Annotated in this window: 14 protein-coding genes; 6 read left to right on the top strand and 8 right to left on the bottom strand. The window is 71.9% G+C overall.

Going from position 1 to position 18,262, the window contains the following annotated elements; genetic code table 11:
• Positions 1-2: 2 nt before the first annotated feature.
• The 5 genes from ABZX61_RS21945 to ABZX61_RS21965 form a co-directional block, all read right to left on the bottom strand.
• A complete protein-coding gene (locus ABZX61_RS21945; protein ID WP_350725388.1) occupies positions 3-167 on the bottom strand; it encodes a hypothetical protein in 165 nt (54 codons plus the stop codon).
• Positions 168-231: 64 nt separating this feature from the next.
• The gene (locus ABZX61_RS21950; protein ID WP_350725390.1) at positions 232-501 is read right to left on the bottom strand and encodes a WhiB family transcriptional regulator; all 270 of its coding nucleotides are present in this window, start codon (positions 499-501) and stop codon (positions 232-234) included.
• A gap of 130 nt (positions 502-631) precedes the next feature.
• Positions 632-895: a hypothetical protein gene (locus ABZX61_RS21955; protein ID WP_355197112.1), complete on the bottom strand. Its 264-nt coding sequence runs from the start codon at positions 893-895 to the stop codon at positions 632-634.
• A gap of 159 nt (positions 896-1,054) precedes the next feature.
• Positions 1,055-1,924 carry an acyl-CoA thioesterase II gene (gene tesB, locus ABZX61_RS21960; protein WP_355197114.1) on the bottom strand — a complete coding sequence of 290 codons (870 nt, stop codon included), beginning with the start codon at positions 1,922-1,924 and terminating at the stop codon, positions 1,055-1,057.
• A 76-nt stretch (positions 1,925-2,000) separates the two neighbouring features.
• Positions 2,001-4,037 (bottom strand): ATP-dependent DNA helicase UvrD2, encoded by a 2,037-nt coding sequence (locus ABZX61_RS21965; RefSeq protein WP_350726191.1) that lies wholly within the window; start codon positions 4,035-4,037, stop codon positions 2,001-2,003.
• Positions 4,038-4,188: 151 nt separating this feature from the next.
• Between ABZX61_RS21965 and ABZX61_RS21970 the strand changes: the two genes are divergently transcribed.
• Both ABZX61_RS21970 and ABZX61_RS21975 read left to right on the top strand, forming a co-directional pair.
• The gene (locus ABZX61_RS21970; protein ID WP_350725394.1) at positions 4,189-5,085 is read left to right on the top strand and encodes an alpha/beta hydrolase; all 897 of its coding nucleotides are present in this window, start codon (positions 4,189-4,191) and stop codon (positions 5,083-5,085) included.
• Positions 5,086-5,184: 99 nt separating this feature from the next.
• Positions 5,185-5,433, top strand: coding sequence for a mycoredoxin (locus ABZX61_RS21975; protein ID WP_185068413.1), 249 nt, complete (start codon positions 5,185-5,187; stop codon positions 5,431-5,433).
• Here ABZX61_RS21975 and nudC read toward each other — a convergent pair whose 3' ends face one another.
• Entirely contained in the window at positions 5,434-6,408 is a 975-nt protein-coding gene (gene nudC / locus ABZX61_RS21980) for an NAD(+) diphosphatase (RefSeq protein WP_350725396.1), read from the bottom strand.
• 146 nt (positions 6,409-6,554) lie between these two features.
• Here nudC and ABZX61_RS21985 point away from each other — a divergent pair, with 146 nt between their 5' ends.
• From ABZX61_RS21985 to ABZX61_RS22000, 4 genes are read left to right on the top strand one after another with little or no spacing between them, the layout of a single operon-like run.
• Positions 6,555-7,694: a siderophore biosynthesis protein gene (locus ABZX61_RS21985; RefSeq protein WP_355197117.1), complete on the top strand. Its 1,140-nt coding sequence runs from the start codon at positions 6,555-6,557 to the stop codon at positions 7,692-7,694.
• Entirely contained in the window at positions 7,691-9,175 is a 1,485-nt protein-coding gene (locus tag ABZX61_RS21990) for an IucA/IucC family protein (RefSeq protein WP_355197119.1), read from the top strand. The genes ABZX61_RS21985 and ABZX61_RS21990 overlap by 4 nt, the downstream gene beginning before the upstream one ends.
• Entirely contained in the window at positions 9,176-10,720 is a 1,545-nt protein-coding gene (locus ABZX61_RS21995; RefSeq protein WP_355197121.1) for an IucA/IucC family protein, read from the top strand.
• On the top strand, positions 10,717-11,787 hold the full coding sequence (locus tag ABZX61_RS22000) for a type III PLP-dependent enzyme (protein ID WP_355197123.1): 1,071 nt from the start codon (positions 10,717-10,719) through the stop codon (positions 11,785-11,787). The genes ABZX61_RS21995 and ABZX61_RS22000 overlap by 4 nt, the downstream gene beginning before the upstream one ends.
• On the opposite strand, the gene ABZX61_RS22005 is transcribed toward ABZX61_RS22000, so the two are convergent.
• Together ABZX61_RS22005 and ABZX61_RS22010 are read right to left on the bottom strand one after the other, a co-directional pair.
• On the bottom strand, positions 11,747-15,034 hold the full coding sequence (locus tag ABZX61_RS22005; RefSeq protein ID WP_355197125.1) for an ATP-dependent DNA helicase: 3,288 nt from the start codon (positions 15,032-15,034) through the stop codon (positions 11,747-11,749). The two genes, ABZX61_RS22000 and ABZX61_RS22005, sit on opposite strands and share 41 nt — an antisense overlap.
• Positions 15,028-18,135, bottom strand: coding sequence for an ATP-dependent DNA helicase (locus ABZX61_RS22010; protein ID WP_355197127.1), 3,108 nt, complete (start codon positions 18,133-18,135; stop codon positions 15,028-15,030). The genes ABZX61_RS22005 and ABZX61_RS22010 overlap by 7 nt, the downstream gene beginning before the upstream one ends.
• Positions 18,136-18,262 lie beyond the last annotated feature (127 nt).

Here is an 18,262-nt window from a genome sequence, read left to right on the forward strand (position 1 = left end):
GGTCAGACCTGGCGGCTCAGGGCTTCGCGGAGGCGGTCGTTCGCCCGCTGGACCTTGCGCCGCGCACGCTGCACACGGGTGACGCGCGCGATGAGGCGTTGCTCCTCCGCCTCGCGGTGGAGGGTTTGTATTCGGTCATTCACCAGGTCATGGATGAGATCCGGCACTGCTCGGCTCCTCGTGATCTGAGTGCTCATTGGTTTGTTCGCTTTCTGGTTGAAGGTGCGGTGTTCAGGCAGCGACCGGGTGCTTGCGGGGACGCCCGCGCGGACGCTTACGGGGAACGATCGCTCCCCTGAGGATGAGTTCGCCGCCCCAGACGCCCCACGGCTCCTCGCGCTCGAGCGCGCGGGCCAGGCAGGCCTTCTGGATCGGGCAGCCGCCGCAGAGAGCCTTGGCGAACTCGACGTCCTCCGGCGACTCGGCGAACCACAGGTCAGGGTCGGTACGGCAGGGGATCTTGGCTTCGTCGATCAGGTCCATGATCGTCTTCGCCCCCATCTGCTTTCTCCTTTTGTCAGATCTTTTTGATCTTGGTCGGACACCTCGTAGGTGGTCGGGAATCACGGACAAATAAGTAAGGCCGCGGATCCGTCTGCAGGATCCGCGGCCTGGGGGCTGTATACGCCGGTCAGGTTATGACCGGTGTATCCCTCCAGGGTTGCGGACCCCACAGTCCACCATTGGTGAGCTGGTAAGCCGGCAGTTCGATACGTGCGGTGTAGACGGGAGCAGCTGGCGTGGCAGCGCCGAAGTGGGCGCGCGCGCCGTAGGCGGCAGCCTGGCTACGGGCAGACTTCTCCTGCCGCAGCTTGGTGGGACCATCGACGAGTCTCACCGAGTTACGGCATGCGGAAGCGAGCCATTGCGTGGCTGGCATCTGGATGCTGATCACGGTGACTCACCTCCACTCTCTGGATCGTCGGAACAGTAGTGTCCGACTCGCTTGACCATGACCCTAAACCGGGAACCCGGGAAGGGGCAACATATTTTCTACCTGCGATTTTGTTACATTGACCGCGCCTGGCGGCCTATTGCACGCGGCGTGTCGGCACTATTTCGTCAGGCGGATCATGGCCTCTTGGACGACCGAGACCACGAGCTCGCCCGAGGCAGTGAACATCTCGCCGCGTGCGAGTCCCCGAGCTCCCCCCGACCAGGGGGATTCCTGAGCATAGAGCAACCAGTCGTCGGCCCTGAAGGGGCGGTGGAACCACATGGCGTGGTCCAGCGAGGCGCCGGAGACGTTGGAGGCGCCCCAGGCCATGCCGTGGGTCAGCAGGATCGTGTCGACCAGCGTGAAGTCGGACGCGTACGCGGCCAGCACCACGTGCAGGAGCGGGTCGTCCGGCAGGTCGGCGTGGTAGCGGAACCACACGTTGGTCTCGGCGCTGCGCAGGTCGGGGTTCTTGAACGCCTCCCAGGTGAGCGGCGAGACGTACCTGGCGTCCACCGGGCGGGGGCGCGAGAACCACTCGCGGAGCTCGGGGTGGTCGCCGACCGCCTCGACCATCCGCTCCCGGAACGCGGGAAGCGTCTCGGGGTCGGGCACCTGCGGCATGACGGACGCCTGATGCGTCACGCCCTCCTCGGCGATGTGGAACGACGCCGACATCGTGAAGATCGCCTTGCCGTGCTGGACGGCGACGATCCTGCGGGTGGTGAACGAACGGCCGTCGCGGAGGCGGTCGACGTTGTAGATGATCGGGATGGAGGGGTCGCCCGGGCGGATGAAGTAGGCGTGCAGAGAGTGGACGTGACGATCCTTCGGCACCGTACGGCCGGCTGCCACGAGGGCCTGGGCCGCCACCTGACCACCGAAGACGCGCTGGATGCGTTCCTCCGGGCTCCGTCCCCGGAAGATGTCGAGCTCGATCTGCTCCAGGTCGAGCAGATCCAGCAGCTCCTTCAGCGCCTCGTTCACGTGTCCGTCCCCCTTGGGCTCTCGGGTGTTGGGGACAAGTCTGACGTGCCCCTTATATGGGACTAAAGCGGGGCTGTCAGTCGGCGCGACAGAGAGACAGGACGGCCTCGCCGTACCGGTCCACCTTGATCTTGCCGATGCCCGCTATCGACAGCAGCTCCTGCTCCGTGGAAGGCGCGCGCTCCGCGATGGCCTGGAGGGTCACGTCCGTGAAGACGACGTACGGCGGGACCTTGGCCTCCTTGGCGGTGGCGGTGCGCCAGGCCTTCAGGCGTTCGAGGAGGGCCTCGTCGTAGTCCGCCGGGCACGTGGAGCACCGCCCCAGCTTCTGCTCGGCGGCCGCCACCAGCGTCTTCGCGCACACCCGGCAGCTCACCGGCGCCGCCACCGCACGCCGTTCGCGGGGGGCGGTCGAGACGCGGGGCGGGGACGCGGAGGAGGCGCGGGAGCCGAGACCGTCGAGGAAACGGGAGGGACGGCGGGTCCTGCGGGCGCCGGGGGCGCGGGCGCCGGCCCAGGAGAGGGAGAGGTGCTCCCGGGCGCGGGTGACACCCACGTAGAGGAGGCGGCGCTCCTCCTCGATCTGCTCAGGGGACTCGGCGTAGATGATCGGGAGCATGCCGTCGGTCAGGCCGACCAGGAAGACGGCGTCCCACTCCAGGCCCTTGGCGGCGTGGAGCGAGGCCAGGGTGACGCCCTCCACGGGCGGGGCGTGCTGCTCGGAGGCCCGGCGCTCCAGCTCGGCCACGAACGCGGGCAGGTCGGCGCCCTCGGCCGCCATGTCCTCCGCCAGGTCCGCCAGCGCCTTCAGGGACTCCCACTTCTCCCTGGCCTTGCCGCCGCCCGGCGGGGACGGGGTCAGGCCGATGCCGGTCAGGATGTGGTGGACCTCGGCGGCCAGCGGCTCCCCGGCATAGGCGCGGGCCGCGCCGCGTAGGAGGACGACCGCCTGCCGGACCTCCGGGCGGTCGAAGAAGCGCTCGGCGCCGCGCAGCACGTACGGGATCTCGGCCTTGGACAGGGCCTCCTCGTACGCCTCCGACTGCGAGTTGACGCGGAACAGGATCGCGATCTCCCGCGAGGGCACGCCCTTGTCCAGCAGCTTCCTGATCGCGCGGGCCGCCCCCGCTGCCTCGGCGGGCTCGTCGTCGTAGTCGGAGATCGACGGCTTGGGGCCGTCGGGGCGCTGGGCCACCAGGTCGAGCCGGTGCGGGGATCTGACGATCAGCCGGTTGGCCAGCTCGACCACCTGCGGGGTCGAGCGGTAGTCGCGCACCAGCTTGATGACGGCGGCGTCGGGGTGCTCGACCGCGAAGCCCGTCAGGTAGCGCGGGGTGGCGCCGGTGAAGGAGTAAATCGTCTGGTTGGGGTCGCCGACCACGCAGAGGTCGTCGCGGCCCCCGAGCCAGGTGTCGAGCAGGAGCTTCTGCAGCGGGTTGACGTCCTGGTACTCGTCCACCACGAAGTAGCGGTACTGCTGGCGGATCTGCCCCGCGACCTCCTTGTGCTCGGTCATCACGGCGGCGGTCAGCTCGAGGATGGTCTCGAAGTCGACCAGGTGGCGTTCGCGCCGGATCTGCTCGTACGCCTCATAAAGGCGAGCGACCTCCTCCGGCGGGACCGGGGGCGTGCGGTGGTATTTCGCCGCGGCCGTCACGTAGTCCTCCGGCCCGATCTGGGTGACCTTGGCCCATTCGAGCTCGGCCGCGATGTCCCGCAGCTCGGACCGGTCCGGAGTTTTCCGGACCTGGCGGCAGGCCTCCGCCAGCACCGGGAGCTTGGATTCGATCACCGAGGGCGCCGCGCCGCCGATGACCCTCGGCCAGAAGTAGGTGAGCTGCCGCAGCGCCGCCGCGTGGAACGTGCGGGCCTGCACGCCGGGCGCCCCGAGCGCGCGCAGCCGCTGGCGCAGCTCCCCCGCCGCCCGAGTGGTGAACGTCACAGCGAGCACGCTCTGCGCGTCTACCACCCCGCTGCGGACCGCGTGCGCGATGCGATGGGTGATCGCCCTGGTCTTGCCGGTGCCCGCGCCGGCCAGCACACACACCGGACCGCGCACCGCCTCGGCCACCGCGCGCTGCTCGGGGTCGAGACCGGCCAGGACGTCATCCATATTGTTCACCCGTACATCCTCGCAGGTGTAGCGGACAGCCTCTTTAATCTGGCAACATGCGGGCCGACGTATGTTCATAGCCACCAGATGCAAAGAACCGGTCTCTTCCCTCACAATGGGTCCGACCATCTGCATGGGGGAAAGGAAGGCCGTGCGAACTGCGGTTTTCGCGGGCGTGCTCGCGCTCGCTGCCGTCGTGCTCACACCCGTGGCCGCCAGCGCCAACAAGGAGCCGACGCCCGGCCCCACCGACGTGGTCGACCAGTACGGGCTCGGCGACTTCGCCTCCGAGACCGTCTCGTACGGCCCCCAGGCACGTCAAGCCATGGACGTCTGGTGGACGCCCGACGGCCAGCAGCGCCCCGGTGTGTTCCTGATCCACGGCGGCTGGTGGTCAGGCGGCGACAAGCGCTACATGAAGGAGATCGTCCGCCAGTACGCCGAGCTGGGCTACACGGTCTTCAACCTCAACTACCGGCTCTCCGGCGACGCGGTGTGGCCCGCGCAGCGCTCGGACGCGCTGGCCGCCATCGCGCTGGCCCGCAAGCACGCCGAGCGGTGGGCGTTCGACCCGAGCAACTACGTGGTGGTGGGCTTCTCCGCCGGCGGCCACATCGCGGCGGCCGTGGGCACGTACGGCGACGGCATCTCCGGCCTCAAGGGCGTCGTGGGCCTGTCGCCGATCATCTCGCCGCTGCGCGCCTACTCCGACGGCGAGAAGTCCGACGACCCCAACAAGCGCAAGCTCCGTACGGCCGCCATCCGCCTGGCCGGGGGCTGCGCGCCCAAGGGCAAGTGCTCGCGGGTCTGGGCCAGCATGGAGGTGGCCTGGCACGCCAGCCGCAAGGACGCGCCGATGCTGACCGTGCACTCCAAGGACGAGTTCGTGCCGCCGCTGCAGAGCCAGGTGCTCAAGACGATGCTGGGGCAGGTCGGCGTGCCCGTGACGGTGATCACCCAGCCGGGCATCAACCACAGCAACCCGCTCTATCGCGAGCCCGGGGTGGCCGAGCAGGTGCAGGCCTGGATCGCCGAGCGCATCGGCTGAGCGCCCGAGGCGGGACACCCCCGCCTCAGGAATGAACTTGCACAGTCCGGTTGTTGCAAGGAGCGCCTATTTTCCCGATCTCCGGAGGGATCTCCCGACATGGCGCTCACCGTCTACAGCACCACCTGGTGCGGCCCCTGCAAGCGGCTCAAGTCCCAGCTCACCCGCGAGGGCATCAGCTTCAAGGACATCGACATCGAGCGCGACCCGTCGGCGGCCGAGTTCGTGATGAGCGTCAACAACGGCAACCAGGTGGTGCCGACCGTGGTGATCGACACCCCCGACGGCCGCGTCGTGCGTACGAACCCTTCAGCTCTCGAGGTCAAGGCCCTGCTCGGGGCAGCCTGATCACCAGTCGCCGGTCAGCTCGCCGCCGTACCAGGTCTCGATCAGGCGGCGGGCGATCGACACCGGCGGGGGCAGGCGCAGCTCGCCGGACTCCAGCGCTCGCGCCAGCTCCTCGCGCGAGAACCAGCGGGCCTCGGCGATCTCCTCGGCGTCCGGCGTGAGCTCGGTCGAGATCGCCTCGGCGAAGAAGCCCAGCATGAGGCTGCGCGGGAACGGCCAGGGCTGGCTGCCGAGATAGCGCGGGCGGACGACGGTGACGCCGACCTCCTCCGCCACCTCACGGGCGACGGCGTGCTCCAGCGACTCCCCCGGCTCCACGAACCCCGCCAGGATCGACAGCCGCCCCTCCGGCCACTGCGGGCCGCGGGCGAGCAGGCAGCGGTCGTCCTCGTCGCGGACCAGCATGATCACCGCGGGGTCGACGCGGGGGAAGTGCTGGCTGCCGTCCTGCGGGCAGACGCGGATGTGCCCGCCGGCCCGCACGTCGGTGCGGGTGCCGCAGCGCGGACAGTATTCGTGGGTCGTGTGCCAGGCCTCCAGCGCCACGGCGTAGACCAGCAGGCCGGCGTCGCGGTCGCCGAGCAGGCCCCCGACCTGGCGCAGCCCGGCCGCCACCGCCTCGCCCTCGGGCGTGTCGCGCAGGCTCATGGGCACCGTCACACGCCCGTTGACGTCGCCTCCGGGGCCGCTGGGCAGCGGCGCCGCCACCGCGAAGTAGGCGACACCGTCCTCGACCCCGAGCAGGTAGCGCTCGCCCGGCGGCGCGTCGGCCGGCGCGTAGAGCACCGCCTGCACCGCGTCTCCCGACCGCCGCACCAGCGTGTGACCGTCGTCGATCACCAGCACCCTGGTCGACGGATCGGTCCACGCCTGCTCCAGCCACTGCTCGTTGGCCCGCAGCGCCGAGGATCTGTCGATGGTGCCGCGTGCCAGAAGCAGAGGCCCGATGAGTTGCTCTTCCGCGGTCGTCTCCACAGGCCGTCCCCTCCCGAAATCCCCTGTCATCCTATGACCTCGCAGTTAGCCGGCGATTACGGTATCCGGGCCCCGGGGTGATCTCTCTCGGGCTAAGATCGACGAGTTAGGTTAGCCTTACCTGATCCTTCGGGGGTGCCTTCGCGTTGCGGCTCTACCTGACCGCGCTCAAAACAACCGATTCCGTGACGGACGGCTTCCTGCCCGCGGCCGAGGCGCTGGGGCTGGAGGTCACGGTCCTGACGGATCGGCCGGAGCGGCATCCGTACGCGGTGGCGTGCGACGTGCGCGACCCGCGGGCCCTCATCGACGCCGTCGAGAGCCTCGGCAGGCCGGACGCGATCTTCACCAACTCGGACCACCTGCAGGCGGAGACGGCGCTCGCGGCGGCCTACTTCGGGCTGCCCGGGAAGGACTGGCGGGCCTGCGTGGCCGCCAAGAACAAGTTCCTGACGCGTCGCAGGCTCCTCGAGGCCGGGGTCGAGCAGGTGTGGTCAATCCGGCTCGCCCCCGGCGATCCGGTGCCCGAGCGCCTCCCCTACCCGGTCGTGCTGAAACCGCGAGAGGGCGTGGCCAGTGAGGACGTCATGCTCGTCGAACGCGACCTGGCCGGCGCGGTGGCCCTGGTCAGGAAGCGGCGGCCGGGCGAGACGCTGGTCGTCGAGGAGTACCTGGAAGGGCCGCTGCGGACGCTGGAGACGCTGGGGGACGCGTCCGGGACGCGGGTGCTCGGCGGGTTCGAGACGACGCTGGGGGCGCTGCCGTACTTCATCGAGGAACGGCTCGACTGGGCGCCGCGGGACGGGACGCACGAGCACGTGCTGGCGGCGCTGCGGGCGCTGGGGGTCGGGTTCGGGGCGTGCCACACCGAGTACGTGGTCACTCCGCGAGGGCCCCGGATCGTCGAGGTGAACTACCGGGTGATCGGCGACCATTGCGACTTCCTGCTCGGCGATGTGCTCGGGGTGCCGCTGTTCGAGTGGATCCTGCGGGTGCATCTCGGGGAGGCCGTGCCCGACATTCCGGAAATTTCGTCGTACGGGAGTGCGGTCAGCCTCGTCGCCGACCGGGCCGGGACCGTCAAGGACGCCCCCGGGGCCGAGACCTTCGTCGAAGGGGACGTCCGGCTGTGGCACCGGCCGCTGCGGGCCGTCGGGGACGTCATCTCGCTCACTCACACGAACCGGGACTATCTGGGCGTCGTACGTGCCGTCGGGCCCTCCCGGGCCGCCGTGGACGCGGCAGTCGAGGCCTACCGGGCCGCGCGGCCGTGGGTGGTCGAATGAGCGATCGGGAGGCCTATCTGGCCGCCCGGGTCCTGAACGCGTTGCTGCGCGAGGACTACGGCGGGCTGTCCTCCCGGATCAGCCGCACCAAGGACGGCGCGGGGCTGCTTCTGGCGGACGGCCGGTGGGTGCGCCTGGAGCCCGGCGCGCTGTTCCAGGACTTCGTGGTGGCCTCGGAGGAGCGGCTCGGGCTGGAGCAGGTGCTGGAGACGCTGGTCGAGGTGGCGGACCCGGCGGACTCGGAGGGGGTCGCGGCCTTCTTCGAGGAGTGCCTGGCGGCGCTGACCGCTCTGGAGCTGCACGACTCCCATGCCGGCGAGGTGCTCGCGCGAGGGCCGTCCTATGAGGCGCTGGCCGCCTTCGTGGACCATCCCGTCTATCCGACGTCCCGGGCGCGGGTGGGGCTGTCGGAGGAGGAGTTGCTGGCGTACGCGCCGGAGTTCGCGCCCTCGTTCGAGCTACGGTGGGCTGCCGTGCCCCGCCGGGCGCTCGCGCCGGGCTCCGCCGAGCGTTTCCCCGCCGACGCGGGCGGGTGGGAGGTGGGGCCGGACGAGGTGCTGTTCCCCGTCCACCCGCTGACAGTCGGCGAGGTGCGGAAGATCGACGGGGTACGGCTGCTCGACGAGACGCGGTTGACCGTGCGGCCCACCCTGTCCATGCGGACCGTCGAGATCGACCCCCGTACCCATCTCAAGCTGCCCCTCCCCATCAGCACCCTGGGCGCCCGGAACAGGCGGTCGATCAAGCCGGGCACGCTCGGCGACGGGGCGAAGGCCGAGCTGCTGCTCCGGGAGCTGGCCGGCCCGGACGTGGTGCCGGCCGACGAGCAGGTCCACGCGCACGCCGGGCACGAGTACCTGGCCTGGATGGTCAGGCGGCTGCCCGAGGGCAAGATCGTGCCGGTGGCCGCGCTGGGCGCGCCCGGGGTGCTCGACGAGGTGGGCGACGTCGTCCCCGCCTACCTGCGGCTGCTGCTGCGCTGGAACGTACGGCTCTTCGTGCGCTACGGCGTCGCCCTCGAAGCCCACCAGCAGAACCTCGCCCTCGTCTTCCAAGGCGACCGGACGCGGCTGCTCGTCAAGGACAACGACGGGCTGCTGGCCTCACCCGCGAGGCTGCGGGCGGCCGGGATCGACGTGCCCGCGTTCGCCGACGAGCGGATGCTGAACGACGACCCGCACGCGCTGGCCGACGTGTTCGTGACCATCACACTGCATCTGGCCGCCGCCGCCGTGGCGTTCGGGGCGATGCCGCACGCCGAGGCCGTGGCGCTGCTGCGCGGCACGCTGGCCGAGGCCCTCGACGAGTACGGCGCGGACCCCATGGCCAGGATCCTGCGCGCCAGGACTCTGGACGCGGCCAGGCTCACCGGCAAGTCCATGATCACCGCTGGGACGCTCGTCGCGAAGGAACGCTCCGGCGCCCGCGACGTCAACAAGTTCTACGGCACCAGCGGGCCCAACTACCTGAGGAGAGCTTGAATGCACGCTCCGGCCCTCGACGCACCCTCTGCGCCGGCTGAGGAAACAGCCGAGGAGGCGACGCTGGCGGCCCTGCTGCGCTGCTGCGTGCGGGAGGTGGCCGGGCCGCGCGGTCTGGTCTGGCCCGCGCCGCCGTACCTGCTGCTGCGGGTGGCGGGCACGCTGCTGCGGGTCCGCACCCACGGCGGTGCGGCGCTGCGCTTCGACGGCCGGCCTGAGCGCCTGGAGGAGGGCGCCTGGCAGCCGCTGACGACCGGCGAGCTGGTACGGATGGTCGAGTCCGACCTCCACGGGGCGAACGGCGAGTTCGCCGAGCAGGTGGCGGCCAGCCGCGAGGCGGTGGCCATGATCCTGCGCGCGCGGGAGGACGCCGTCCCGCCCGCCGATCCGTGGCTGGCCTCGGAGCAGTCGCTGGTGTTCGGCCATCCCTTCCACCCCAGCCCCAAGGCGCGCGGCGGGGACGGCTGGCTGCGCTACGCGCCCGAGGCGCACGCCGAGTTCCCCGTCCGGCTGCTCGGCGTGCGCGAGGACGTGCTGGCCGAGGGCGGCGACGCGTCGGTGCTCGACACGATGGGCGAGGCACCGCGCGGCTACCGGCTGCTTCCGGCGCACCCGTGGCAGGTGGAGCTGCTGAGGCCCGCGTTCGGGGCCGAGCTGATCGACCTGGGACCGGGGCCGGTGGTCCTGCCGACCTCGTCCGTGCGGACCGTGTACGCGCCCGGGGCGGAGGCGTGCCTGAAGTTCTCCCTGGACGTCCGGATCACGAACTGCGTGCGCAAGAACGCCTGGTACGAGCTGGCCGGCGCCGTGGAGCTCACCTCCCGCCTGGGCCCGATCCTCAAGGAGGTCGCCAACAGGCACCCCGCCACCCGCTGGCTCCCCGAGCCCGGCTACCGCTCCGCGGCCCTCGGCACCCGGCTCCACGAGGGCCTGGGCGTGATCGTCCGGCAGAGCCCCTGGGCCGCCTGCTCCCCCGGCGTGACCCCGGTGCTGGCCGCCGCGCTCGCCCTCGGCGCGCCGGTCAAGGACCCGCTCGCCTGGTGGCGGGCGTACGTGGCGGCGGTCGCGCTGCCCGTCCTGGAGCTGTATTTCGCGTACGGCGTCGTTCTGGAGCCCCACCTGCAGAACGTCCTGGTCGGCCTGGACGCGGACGGGCTCCCCGCGGAGGCCGTCTTCCGTGACCTGGAGGGCACCAAGCTCGTCGCCGGCCGCCACGACCTCGCCGGCCTGCACCCCAAGGTGGCCGCGGCCCTCACCTACGACGCCGAGCGCGGCTGGGCCCGCGTGGTGTACTGCCTGCTCGTCAACCACCTCACCGAGATCGCCGCCACCGTCGCGGGATTGGACGACGGGCTGCTGCGCGAGCTGTGGCGGATCGCCCGCGACCTGCTCGCCGGCCAGGCGGACGAGCTCGGCCGGCCGCTGCCCCTGTCGGACCTGCTGGCCGGCGCGCCACTGCCCGCCAAGGCGAACCTGGGCGTCCGCTGGGCGCGGGCGGCCGACCGCGCCGCCGGTTACGTCCCGATCGCGAACCCGCTCGCATGATCACCGACCGCGTCCAGGACGCCGCGCTGCGCCTCGGTGCGGCCCCCGCCTACCTGTACGACCTGCCCGCGCTGGACGAGCACGCCGCCTCCGTACGGCGGGCGCTCGGCGGGGTCGAGCTCTACTACGCCGTCAAGGCCAATCCGGACGCCGAGCTGCTGCGCGTGCTGGCCGGGCACGTGGACGGGTTCGAGGCGTCGTCGGCGGGCGAGCACGCGCACGTCACGACGCTGTTCCCGGGCAAGCCGGTCGCGCTCGGGGGCCCCGGCAAGACCGACGCCGAGCTGCGCCTGCCGCACCACCGCATCCACGTCGAGTCCCCGAACGAGCTGCGCCGCCTCCTCGCCACCGGCCTGGAGGCCGACGTGCTGCTCAGGCTCAACCCCGACCTGCCGGTCGAGGGCGCCGCGCTCACGATGAGCGGGCCGTTCGGCATGGACGAGCAGGGCGTGGCGGAGTGCCTGCCGCTGTTCACCGAGCGGGTACGCCTGCGCGGCCTGCACACCCACCTGGCCAGCGGCCTGGACGCCCCTCAGCTCCTGACCCTCGCCAAGGCCCTGCTGGACAACGGCCACGAGGAGGTCAACCTGGGCGGCGGCATGGCGGTGTCGTACGCGGCGCCGGAGTCCAGGTTCGACTGGGCGGCGTACGGGGCGGGCCTCGCGGCCGTCCGGGGCGGGAAACGCCTGCGGATCGAGCCCGGCCGGGCGCTGACGGCGTACTGCGGCTCCTACGTGACCAGGGTCGTGGACGTGAAGCGGGTGCGCGGCGAGGCGTACGCGATCCTGCTGGGCGGCACCCACCACCTGCGGACGCCGGCGACCAAGGGCCACGACCAGCCGTTCACGATCCTGCCCACGGGCAAGGGGCCGGGCCTGGCGGACGAGCCGATCACGTTCGTCGGCCAGCTATGCACCCCAAAGGACGTTTTTTCCCGAAAAATCGTGACCTCGGCTCGGGTCGGGGACACCGTGGTCTTCGAGATGGCCGGCGCCTACGCCTGGAACATCTCCCACCACGACTTCCTCATGCATCCGAAGCCGGCTTTCCACCATCTACGAGCCTGACCCCCTCGATGAGCGCGACCAGGCCGTCGGCGTCGAGCAGGTCGACCGGGCGCACGGTGCGGTTGGCGCGTACGAAGTGGAAGGCCGCCCGCACCTTCTCCAGCGGCACCCCCGCCAGGTGCGACCAGGCCAGCCGGTACGCCGCGAGCTGCACCGCCGCCACCCGGGTGGCCTTCTTCCCCCTGGGCGGCTCGCCGGTCTTCCAGTCGACGACCTCGTAGCCGCCGTCGGGCAGCTCGAAGACCGCGTCCATCCGCCCGCGCACGAGCCGGTCGGCGATCATGGTCTCGAACGGCACCTCCAGATCGACCGGCCGACGATCGGCCCACTCGCTCTGCTCGAACCGCTCCTGCAGCTCGGCGAGGCGCACATCCGCCTCTTCGAGCTCCTCGTCGTACAGCTCCAGATCGTCGATCAGCCGCTGCTGGTCCCACCGCGTCTCCAGCCACTTGTGGAACGACGTGCCCCGGCGCGCCAGCGGCGCAGGCTTGACCGGGACGGGGCGGCGGATCCTGCGGGCCAGCTCGCGCGGGTCGCCGGCCAGCGTGACCAGCGACGACACGGTCAGCTTGACCGGCAGCTCGACGATCGTGGCGGGCCGGCGCCGGTGCAGCTCCCGCTCGCGCAGCAGCAGGTCGGTGTCGCGCTCCCAGGCCCGCAGCCGCTCCTCCTCGAACGCCCGCAGCTGCTCGTCGTCCTCCTCGTCGTCGGCGAGCGCCCCGGCCAGGGCGTCCTCGACCAGGCGGGCGCCGTCGAGCACGGACTCGTAGCGCAGGCCCTCGGGCGTGACCGGCCAGATGGCCTCGGCGGGCTCGGCGAGCAGCGGGTTGGTGGCGCCGTCGGCCAGGTCGCCGGCCCAGACCGAGACGCGGTCGGCGGTGTCGCGGATCTCCAGCAGGAAGTCGGACGGCTCCAGCGGCTTGGTGGCGCTCCCCCAGCGGTAGCCGGAGGCGATCAGGTGGTAATGGGCGCGGGTCACGGCCACGTACGCCAGCCTGCGCTCCTCCATCAGGTCGCGCTCGCGGCAGTGCTCGTCGAACGCGCCCAACTCCTCCTTGCTCAGCCCGCTCAGCCTCGGCAGGTCGGCGGCGTCGCCGCGGAGCGGGTAGGGGAGCTTGCGCGGGTTTTCGGTCCAGCGGCTGTTCATGACCGGCGTGGCGGGGAAGATGCTGCCCGTCGCGATCGTCCCCTTCGAGCTGACGAGCTGCGACAGGCCCGGCACGACCACGATCGGCCACTCCAAACCCTTGGAGGCGTGCACGGTCATGAGCTTGACGCTGTTGCTGTCGCCGACCCGGCCCGCCTCCAGCCCGAACTCCTCGCTCTCCGCCGCCTGGAGGTAGGCCAGGAAGGCGCCCAGCGTCGGGTCTTCCGCGTCGCCCGCGAACCTGGACGCGGCGTCGAGGAACGCGTCGAGGTCGGCCCGCGCCGCGAACGTGCTCGTCGTGCCGCTGCGCGCGGCCACCTCGACGTCGAGGCCGATCGTGCGCTCGACCTCGCTGATCAGGTCGGGCAGCGGCTGCGCGGTGTGCGCCCTGAGCCGGCGCAGCTCCTGGGCGAGCGCCACCAGCCTGGTGCGGGCCAGCGGCGAGAACGCCTCCAGCCACTCCTCCCGGTCGGGCAGCTCGTCCAGCGCGTCCACCAGGCTCCCGCGCTCCTCGGCCAGATCGGCCACCACCTGGTCGAGCGGGTCCTCCTCGCGGCCGCTCTCGCTCAGCTCGCGGGCCAGCAGCCTGGCGTGCTCGCCCAGCACCCGCAGGTCGGCGGGCCCGATCCGCCAGCGGGGCCCGGCCAGCAGCCTGGCCAGCGCGTCGCCGGCCGTCGCGTCGTACAGGACGCGCAGGGTGGCCACGATGTCGGTCACCTCGGGCACGGTCAGCAGGCCGCCGAGACCGACCACCTCGACCGGGATGTCGCGCTCCTCCAGCGCCCTGCGCAGCGCGGGGAACTGCGAGCGCTTGCGCGCCAGGATCGCGACGTCCTGGGGCTGCACGGCGAGCGTCTTCTTGCGCTCCTTCTCGCCCCAGGGCAGGCCGTCGGGCGCCGTCTCCGTGCCGAGGATCCTGGCGATGCCGTCGGCGACCCACTTCGCCTCGTCCTCTGCCGTCTCGTGGAAGGCGCAGGTGACCCGGCCGCGGTCGACCCGGTTGGGGCCCGGGACCAGGACCGGCACCTCGCGGGCCTCCATGCGCAGCGGGAGCTGGACGCGGGCGGCGACGTCGAGCACCCGGTCGCCGTTGCGGAAGCTGACGCTGAGCTGGCGGACCTCGGCGGCGTCGCCGGAGCTGTCGCGGAAGTCCTGGGGGAAGCGGCGCAGGTTGCCCGCGGAGGCGCCGCGCCAGCCGTAGATGGACTGGCAGGGGTCGCCAACGGCGGTGACCGGATGGCCGCCGCCGTAAAGGGAGCGCAGCAGGACGAGCTGGGCGTGGCTGGTGTCCTGGTATTCGTCGAGCAGGACCACGGAGTAGCGGCCTCGCTCGATCTCGCCGACCTCCTTGTGGTTGGCGGCGATCCTGGCGGCCAGCGACATCTGGTCGCCGTAGTCGATGACCTCCCGGCCGCGCTTGAGCCGTTCGTACGCCTCCACCATCGGCAGCAGCTGCTCCCTGGCGGACTGGACGACGAGCGGCTTGCGCTGGGCCACGGTCGTCCTGCCGGGCAGGAGGTCGAGCCTGCCCCGCAGCCACTCCCCCATCCGCCGCACGTCGCCGGCCGAGCGCAGGTGCTCCGACAGCTCGCCGGCCAGCTCCAGCACCGCGGCGGTGACCGACGGCGGGCCCAGCTCGATCCGGTCCATCGGCCCGTCGTACATCGCCACCACCCGCGACGCGAGCTGCCACGACACTGCCGGCGTGACCAGGCGCATGGTGGGCTCCAGCCCTTCGCGCAGGGCGTGGTCGGTGACCAGGCGGGCGGCGTAGGCGTGGTAGGTGGACACGGTCGGCTCGTTGTCGAGCGCGCCCGGCTCCACGAGGCCCGCCTCGGCCAGGCCGTTCAGCCGCTCCCTGACCCGGTTGGCCAGCTCGGCGGCGGCCTTGCGGGTGAAGGTCAGGCCCAGCACGTTTTCCGGTTTGACCAGGCCGTTGGCGACCAGCCAGACCACGCGCCCGGCCATGGTCTCGCTCTTGCCCGAGCCCGCGCCGGCCATGACGACCATGGGCTCCAGCGGGGACTCGATGACCGTGGCCTGCTCACGGGTGGGGGGCAGGATGCCGAGCTTGCCGGCGAGTTCGGCGGGGGTCAGCACACCTGGCCCCCGTTGTCGTTGACCGGGCAGCTCGCCCTGGCCGCGCACGTGCGGCAGCCGTCGTTGACCTTGGCCTGGAAGAACGGGCCCGACATGCCGGTCGCCACCGTGTCGACCAGGTCCGCGGCCCAGCCCGGGTCCTTGTCGTCGGCCAGCGGGGGCTGCGCCTGCTCCAGCGCGTCATTCTTGCCCGCCGCCTTGCCGACCTGGACGAGCGCGGCACCGCCCGGCTCGGTCATGCCGTGGCGCGCGAAGGCCCCGAGCAGCGCGGCGAGCTGGTAGACGCCGAGCTGGGGGTGGCGGTCGAGGTCGCCGGCCTTGGGCTTGGAGCCACCGGTCTTGAGGTCGATGATCACGGCGCGGTTGTCGGAGTCGCGCTCGACCCGGTCGACGCGGCCCTTGATCTGGACACCCTCGGTGACCATCGCCGTGAACGCCTCCTCCATGGCCACCAGCTCGCGCGGATTTTCCTTGTGCCAGCGCAGGAACTTGCCGATCATCTGCTCGGCGACCTGGCGCTGCTTGCGGTTGTACCAGACGCCGCCGAAGTCGAGGTCGTCCCAGACCTGGTTGAGGCGGTCGCCCAGGAGGTCCTCGCTGGGCAGGTCGGTGGCCGCCAGGACGGCCAGTGCGTGGATGATGTTGCCCAGGCCCTGGGCGGTGCTGGTGCCCGCGGCGCCGACGGCCGTCTCCAGCAGCCAGCGCAGGCCGCACTTGGTGAAGCTCTCGACCGCCGAGGGCGAGATGCTGACGACGTCGTCGGGCCAGCTCAGCGGGCGGTCGTCGGAGATGGGCGTGAGGGCGTACCAGTCGTTGGGGTGGGCCCCCTGGACGCCCGCGGCGGCGAGGCGGGCGAGCTGCCTGGCCGCCTTCTGCCGCATCTTCCTGGGCTTGGTGGGGTCGGTCACCGCGCTGCGCAGGTCGGCCACCAGGGCGGACATGTTCAGCCAGCGGGCCCGGTCGTCCACCGTGGCCGACTCCACCGCTCCCGGCATCAGCTCCGACAGGAACCTGGACGGGCGCTCGTCGGTGTCCTCGCCGCCCACCGCGGTCACCACCAGCCTGCGCCTGGCCCTGGTGGCGGCCACGTAGAACAGCCTGCGCTCCTCGGCCAGCAGCTTGGAGACCAGCGAGGCGGCGTTGGGCTTGGTGCCCTCGACCACCTCGACGAGGTCTTCCACGCCGAGCAGCGACCCGCGCAGCCGCAGGTCCGGCCAGACGCCCTCCTGCACGCCCGCGACGACCACGACGTCCCATTCGAGGCCCTTGGAGCGGTGGGCGGTCAGCACGCGTACGGCGTCGCCGTCGGGGGCCCGGTCGGCCAGCGTGTCGCCGGGGATCTCCTGGGCGGCCAGATCGTCGATGAACACCTCGGGGCCCGCCTTGGGCATCCGGTCCACGAACCGGGCCGCGTGGTCGAACAGGGCCACCACGGCGTCGAGATCGCGGTCGGCCTGCGCGCCCCTGGGGCCGCCCTGCAGGCTCTGCTCGGTCCAGCGCCCGGCCAGGCCGCTGGCGTGCCAGACGGCCCACAGGAGGTCCTCCGCCGTCCCCTCCTCCTGCGCGGCCTGGCGGGCGGCGGCAAGGAGCTTGGCCACGCGCTCGGCGGGGACGGCGACGTGATCTTCGACGCGGATGAGCTCCCTGACGTCCTGCACGGCCGCGACCAGCAGCTCGCCGGACGAGCGCGTGCCCTCCGCCTCGTTCTCGGCGATCTTGAGTGCGCGGCGGAGGCGGCGTACGCCGATCATGTCCGTGCCGCCGAGCGGCCCCGTCAGCAGCTCCTCGGCCACGCCCTCGTCGAGCTGGGCGGGGTCCATGGCCACGCGGAGCATGGTGAGCAGCGGCCGCACGCCGGGCTCCTGCGCGATCGGCACCTCGTCGCCCGCGATCATCGTCGGCACGCCCGCGTTGACCAGCGCCCGGCGCAGCAGCGGCACCTGGCGCTTGGCCGAGCGGACCAGCACCGCCATCCGGTGCCACGGCACCCCGTCGATCAGGTGCGCGCGCCGCAGCGTGTCGGCCACGATCGCCGCCTCCTGGCTGGTGCTGTCGGCCAGCAGCACCCGCGCGTCGCCGGCGTCCGCGTCGGGCAGCGGCGCCAGGTCGCGGTGGTCGTGCTCGTGCCCGTACGTGTGGTCGGGCATGGGCGCCACCGGCAGCCTGGCCGCCAACCGGCGGGAGGCCTCCAGCAGGTCGGCCCCGCTCCTGCGGCACACCCGCAGCGCCAGCACCGGCGCCTCGCGGCCGTCCCTGGTCTTGAACCGCTCGGGGAACTTCATGATGCCCTGCACGTCGGCGCCCCTGAAGCCGTAGATCGACTGGTCGGGGTCGCCGACGGCGACCAGGTCGGCCCCGTCGCCGGCGAGCTGGGCCAGCAGGAACTCCTGTGCCGGGTCGGTGTCCTGGTATTCGTCCACGAACACCACGTCGTGCGCCGCCCGCTCCCGCTCGCGCACCTCCGGCCGGGCCAGTAACGCCGAGGCGGCCCCGATCAGCTCGGCGTAGTCGTAGGTCTCCTCCGGGTCGAGGTCGAACCTGTCCTGGTAGCGCTCGGCGAACCTGCCCGCCGCCGCCCAGTCGCCCCTGCCGTGCAGCCTGCCGAGGGCGATCAGCCGCTCGGGGTCGAGCCCGCGCTCGCCGGCCCTGGACAGGAAGTCGCGCAGCTCCTCGGCGAAACCCCGCGTCTTGAGCGGCTCGCGCAGCGACACCGGCCAGTCGAGCGCGCCGCTCTCCAGCTCGCCGTGGAGCAGCCGCCGGATCTCCAGGAGCTGCTCGGGGCCGGTCAGCAGGCGCGGCGGGGCCTTGCCCTCGAGCACGGCCTCGCGGCGCAGGAGCGCGTACGCGTAGGAGTGGAAGGTGAGGGCCAGCGGCGTGCGGGTGGTGCGGCGCAGGCGGGCGGTGACCCGCTGGCGCAGCTCCTCGGCGGCCTTGCGGCTGAAGGTGAGGATGAGCACGCGCTCGGGGTCGACGCCGCGGCGCTCGATCCTGTCGACGATGCTCTCGACTATCGTGGTGGTCTTGCCGGTGCCCGGACCTGCGAGGACGAGCAGCGGGCCGCTCCGGTGGGCGACCACGGCACGCTGGTGCTCATCGAGCACAGGGGGCGCAACAGGTCCACTGTTGCCGCGTCGCACCAACCGCCAGGTCTGACCACTCACAGCACTAGATTCCACCAGACCACAGGGACAGATCGTGCCGACTTGCCCGGTCTCCCCACGCGATCCG

The sequence above is a fragment of the Nonomuraea sp. NPDC003709 genome (assembly GCF_040610775.1).
GTDB lineage: Bacteria > Actinomycetota > Actinomycetes > Streptosporangiales > Streptosporangiaceae > Nonomuraea > Nonomuraea angiospora_A.

Excerpts from the sequence above, each read along its gene's own strand:
- ABZX61_RS21950 (WP_350725390.1), bottom strand. The coding sequence starts at position 501 with ATGGGGGCGAAGACGATCATGGACCTGATCGACGAAGCCAAGATCCCC.
- ABZX61_RS21965 (WP_350726191.1), bottom strand. The coding sequence starts at position 4,037 with ATGGATGACGTCCTGGCCGGTCTCGACCCCGAGCAGCGCGCGGTGGCC.
- ABZX61_RS21975 (WP_185068413.1), top strand. The coding sequence starts at position 5,185 with ATGGCGCTCACCGTCTACAGCACCACCTGGTGCGGCCCCTGCAAGCGG.
- ABZX61_RS21990 (WP_355197119.1), top strand. The coding sequence starts at position 7,691 with ATGAGCGATCGGGAGGCCTATCTGGCCGCCCGGGTCCTGAACGCGTTG.
- ABZX61_RS21995 (WP_355197121.1), top strand. The coding sequence starts at position 9,176 with ATGCACGCTCCGGCCCTCGACGCACCCTCTGCGCCGGCTGAGGAAACA.
- ABZX61_RS22000 (WP_355197123.1), top strand. The coding sequence starts at position 10,717 with ATGATCACCGACCGCGTCCAGGACGCCGCGCTGCGCCTCGGTGCGGCC.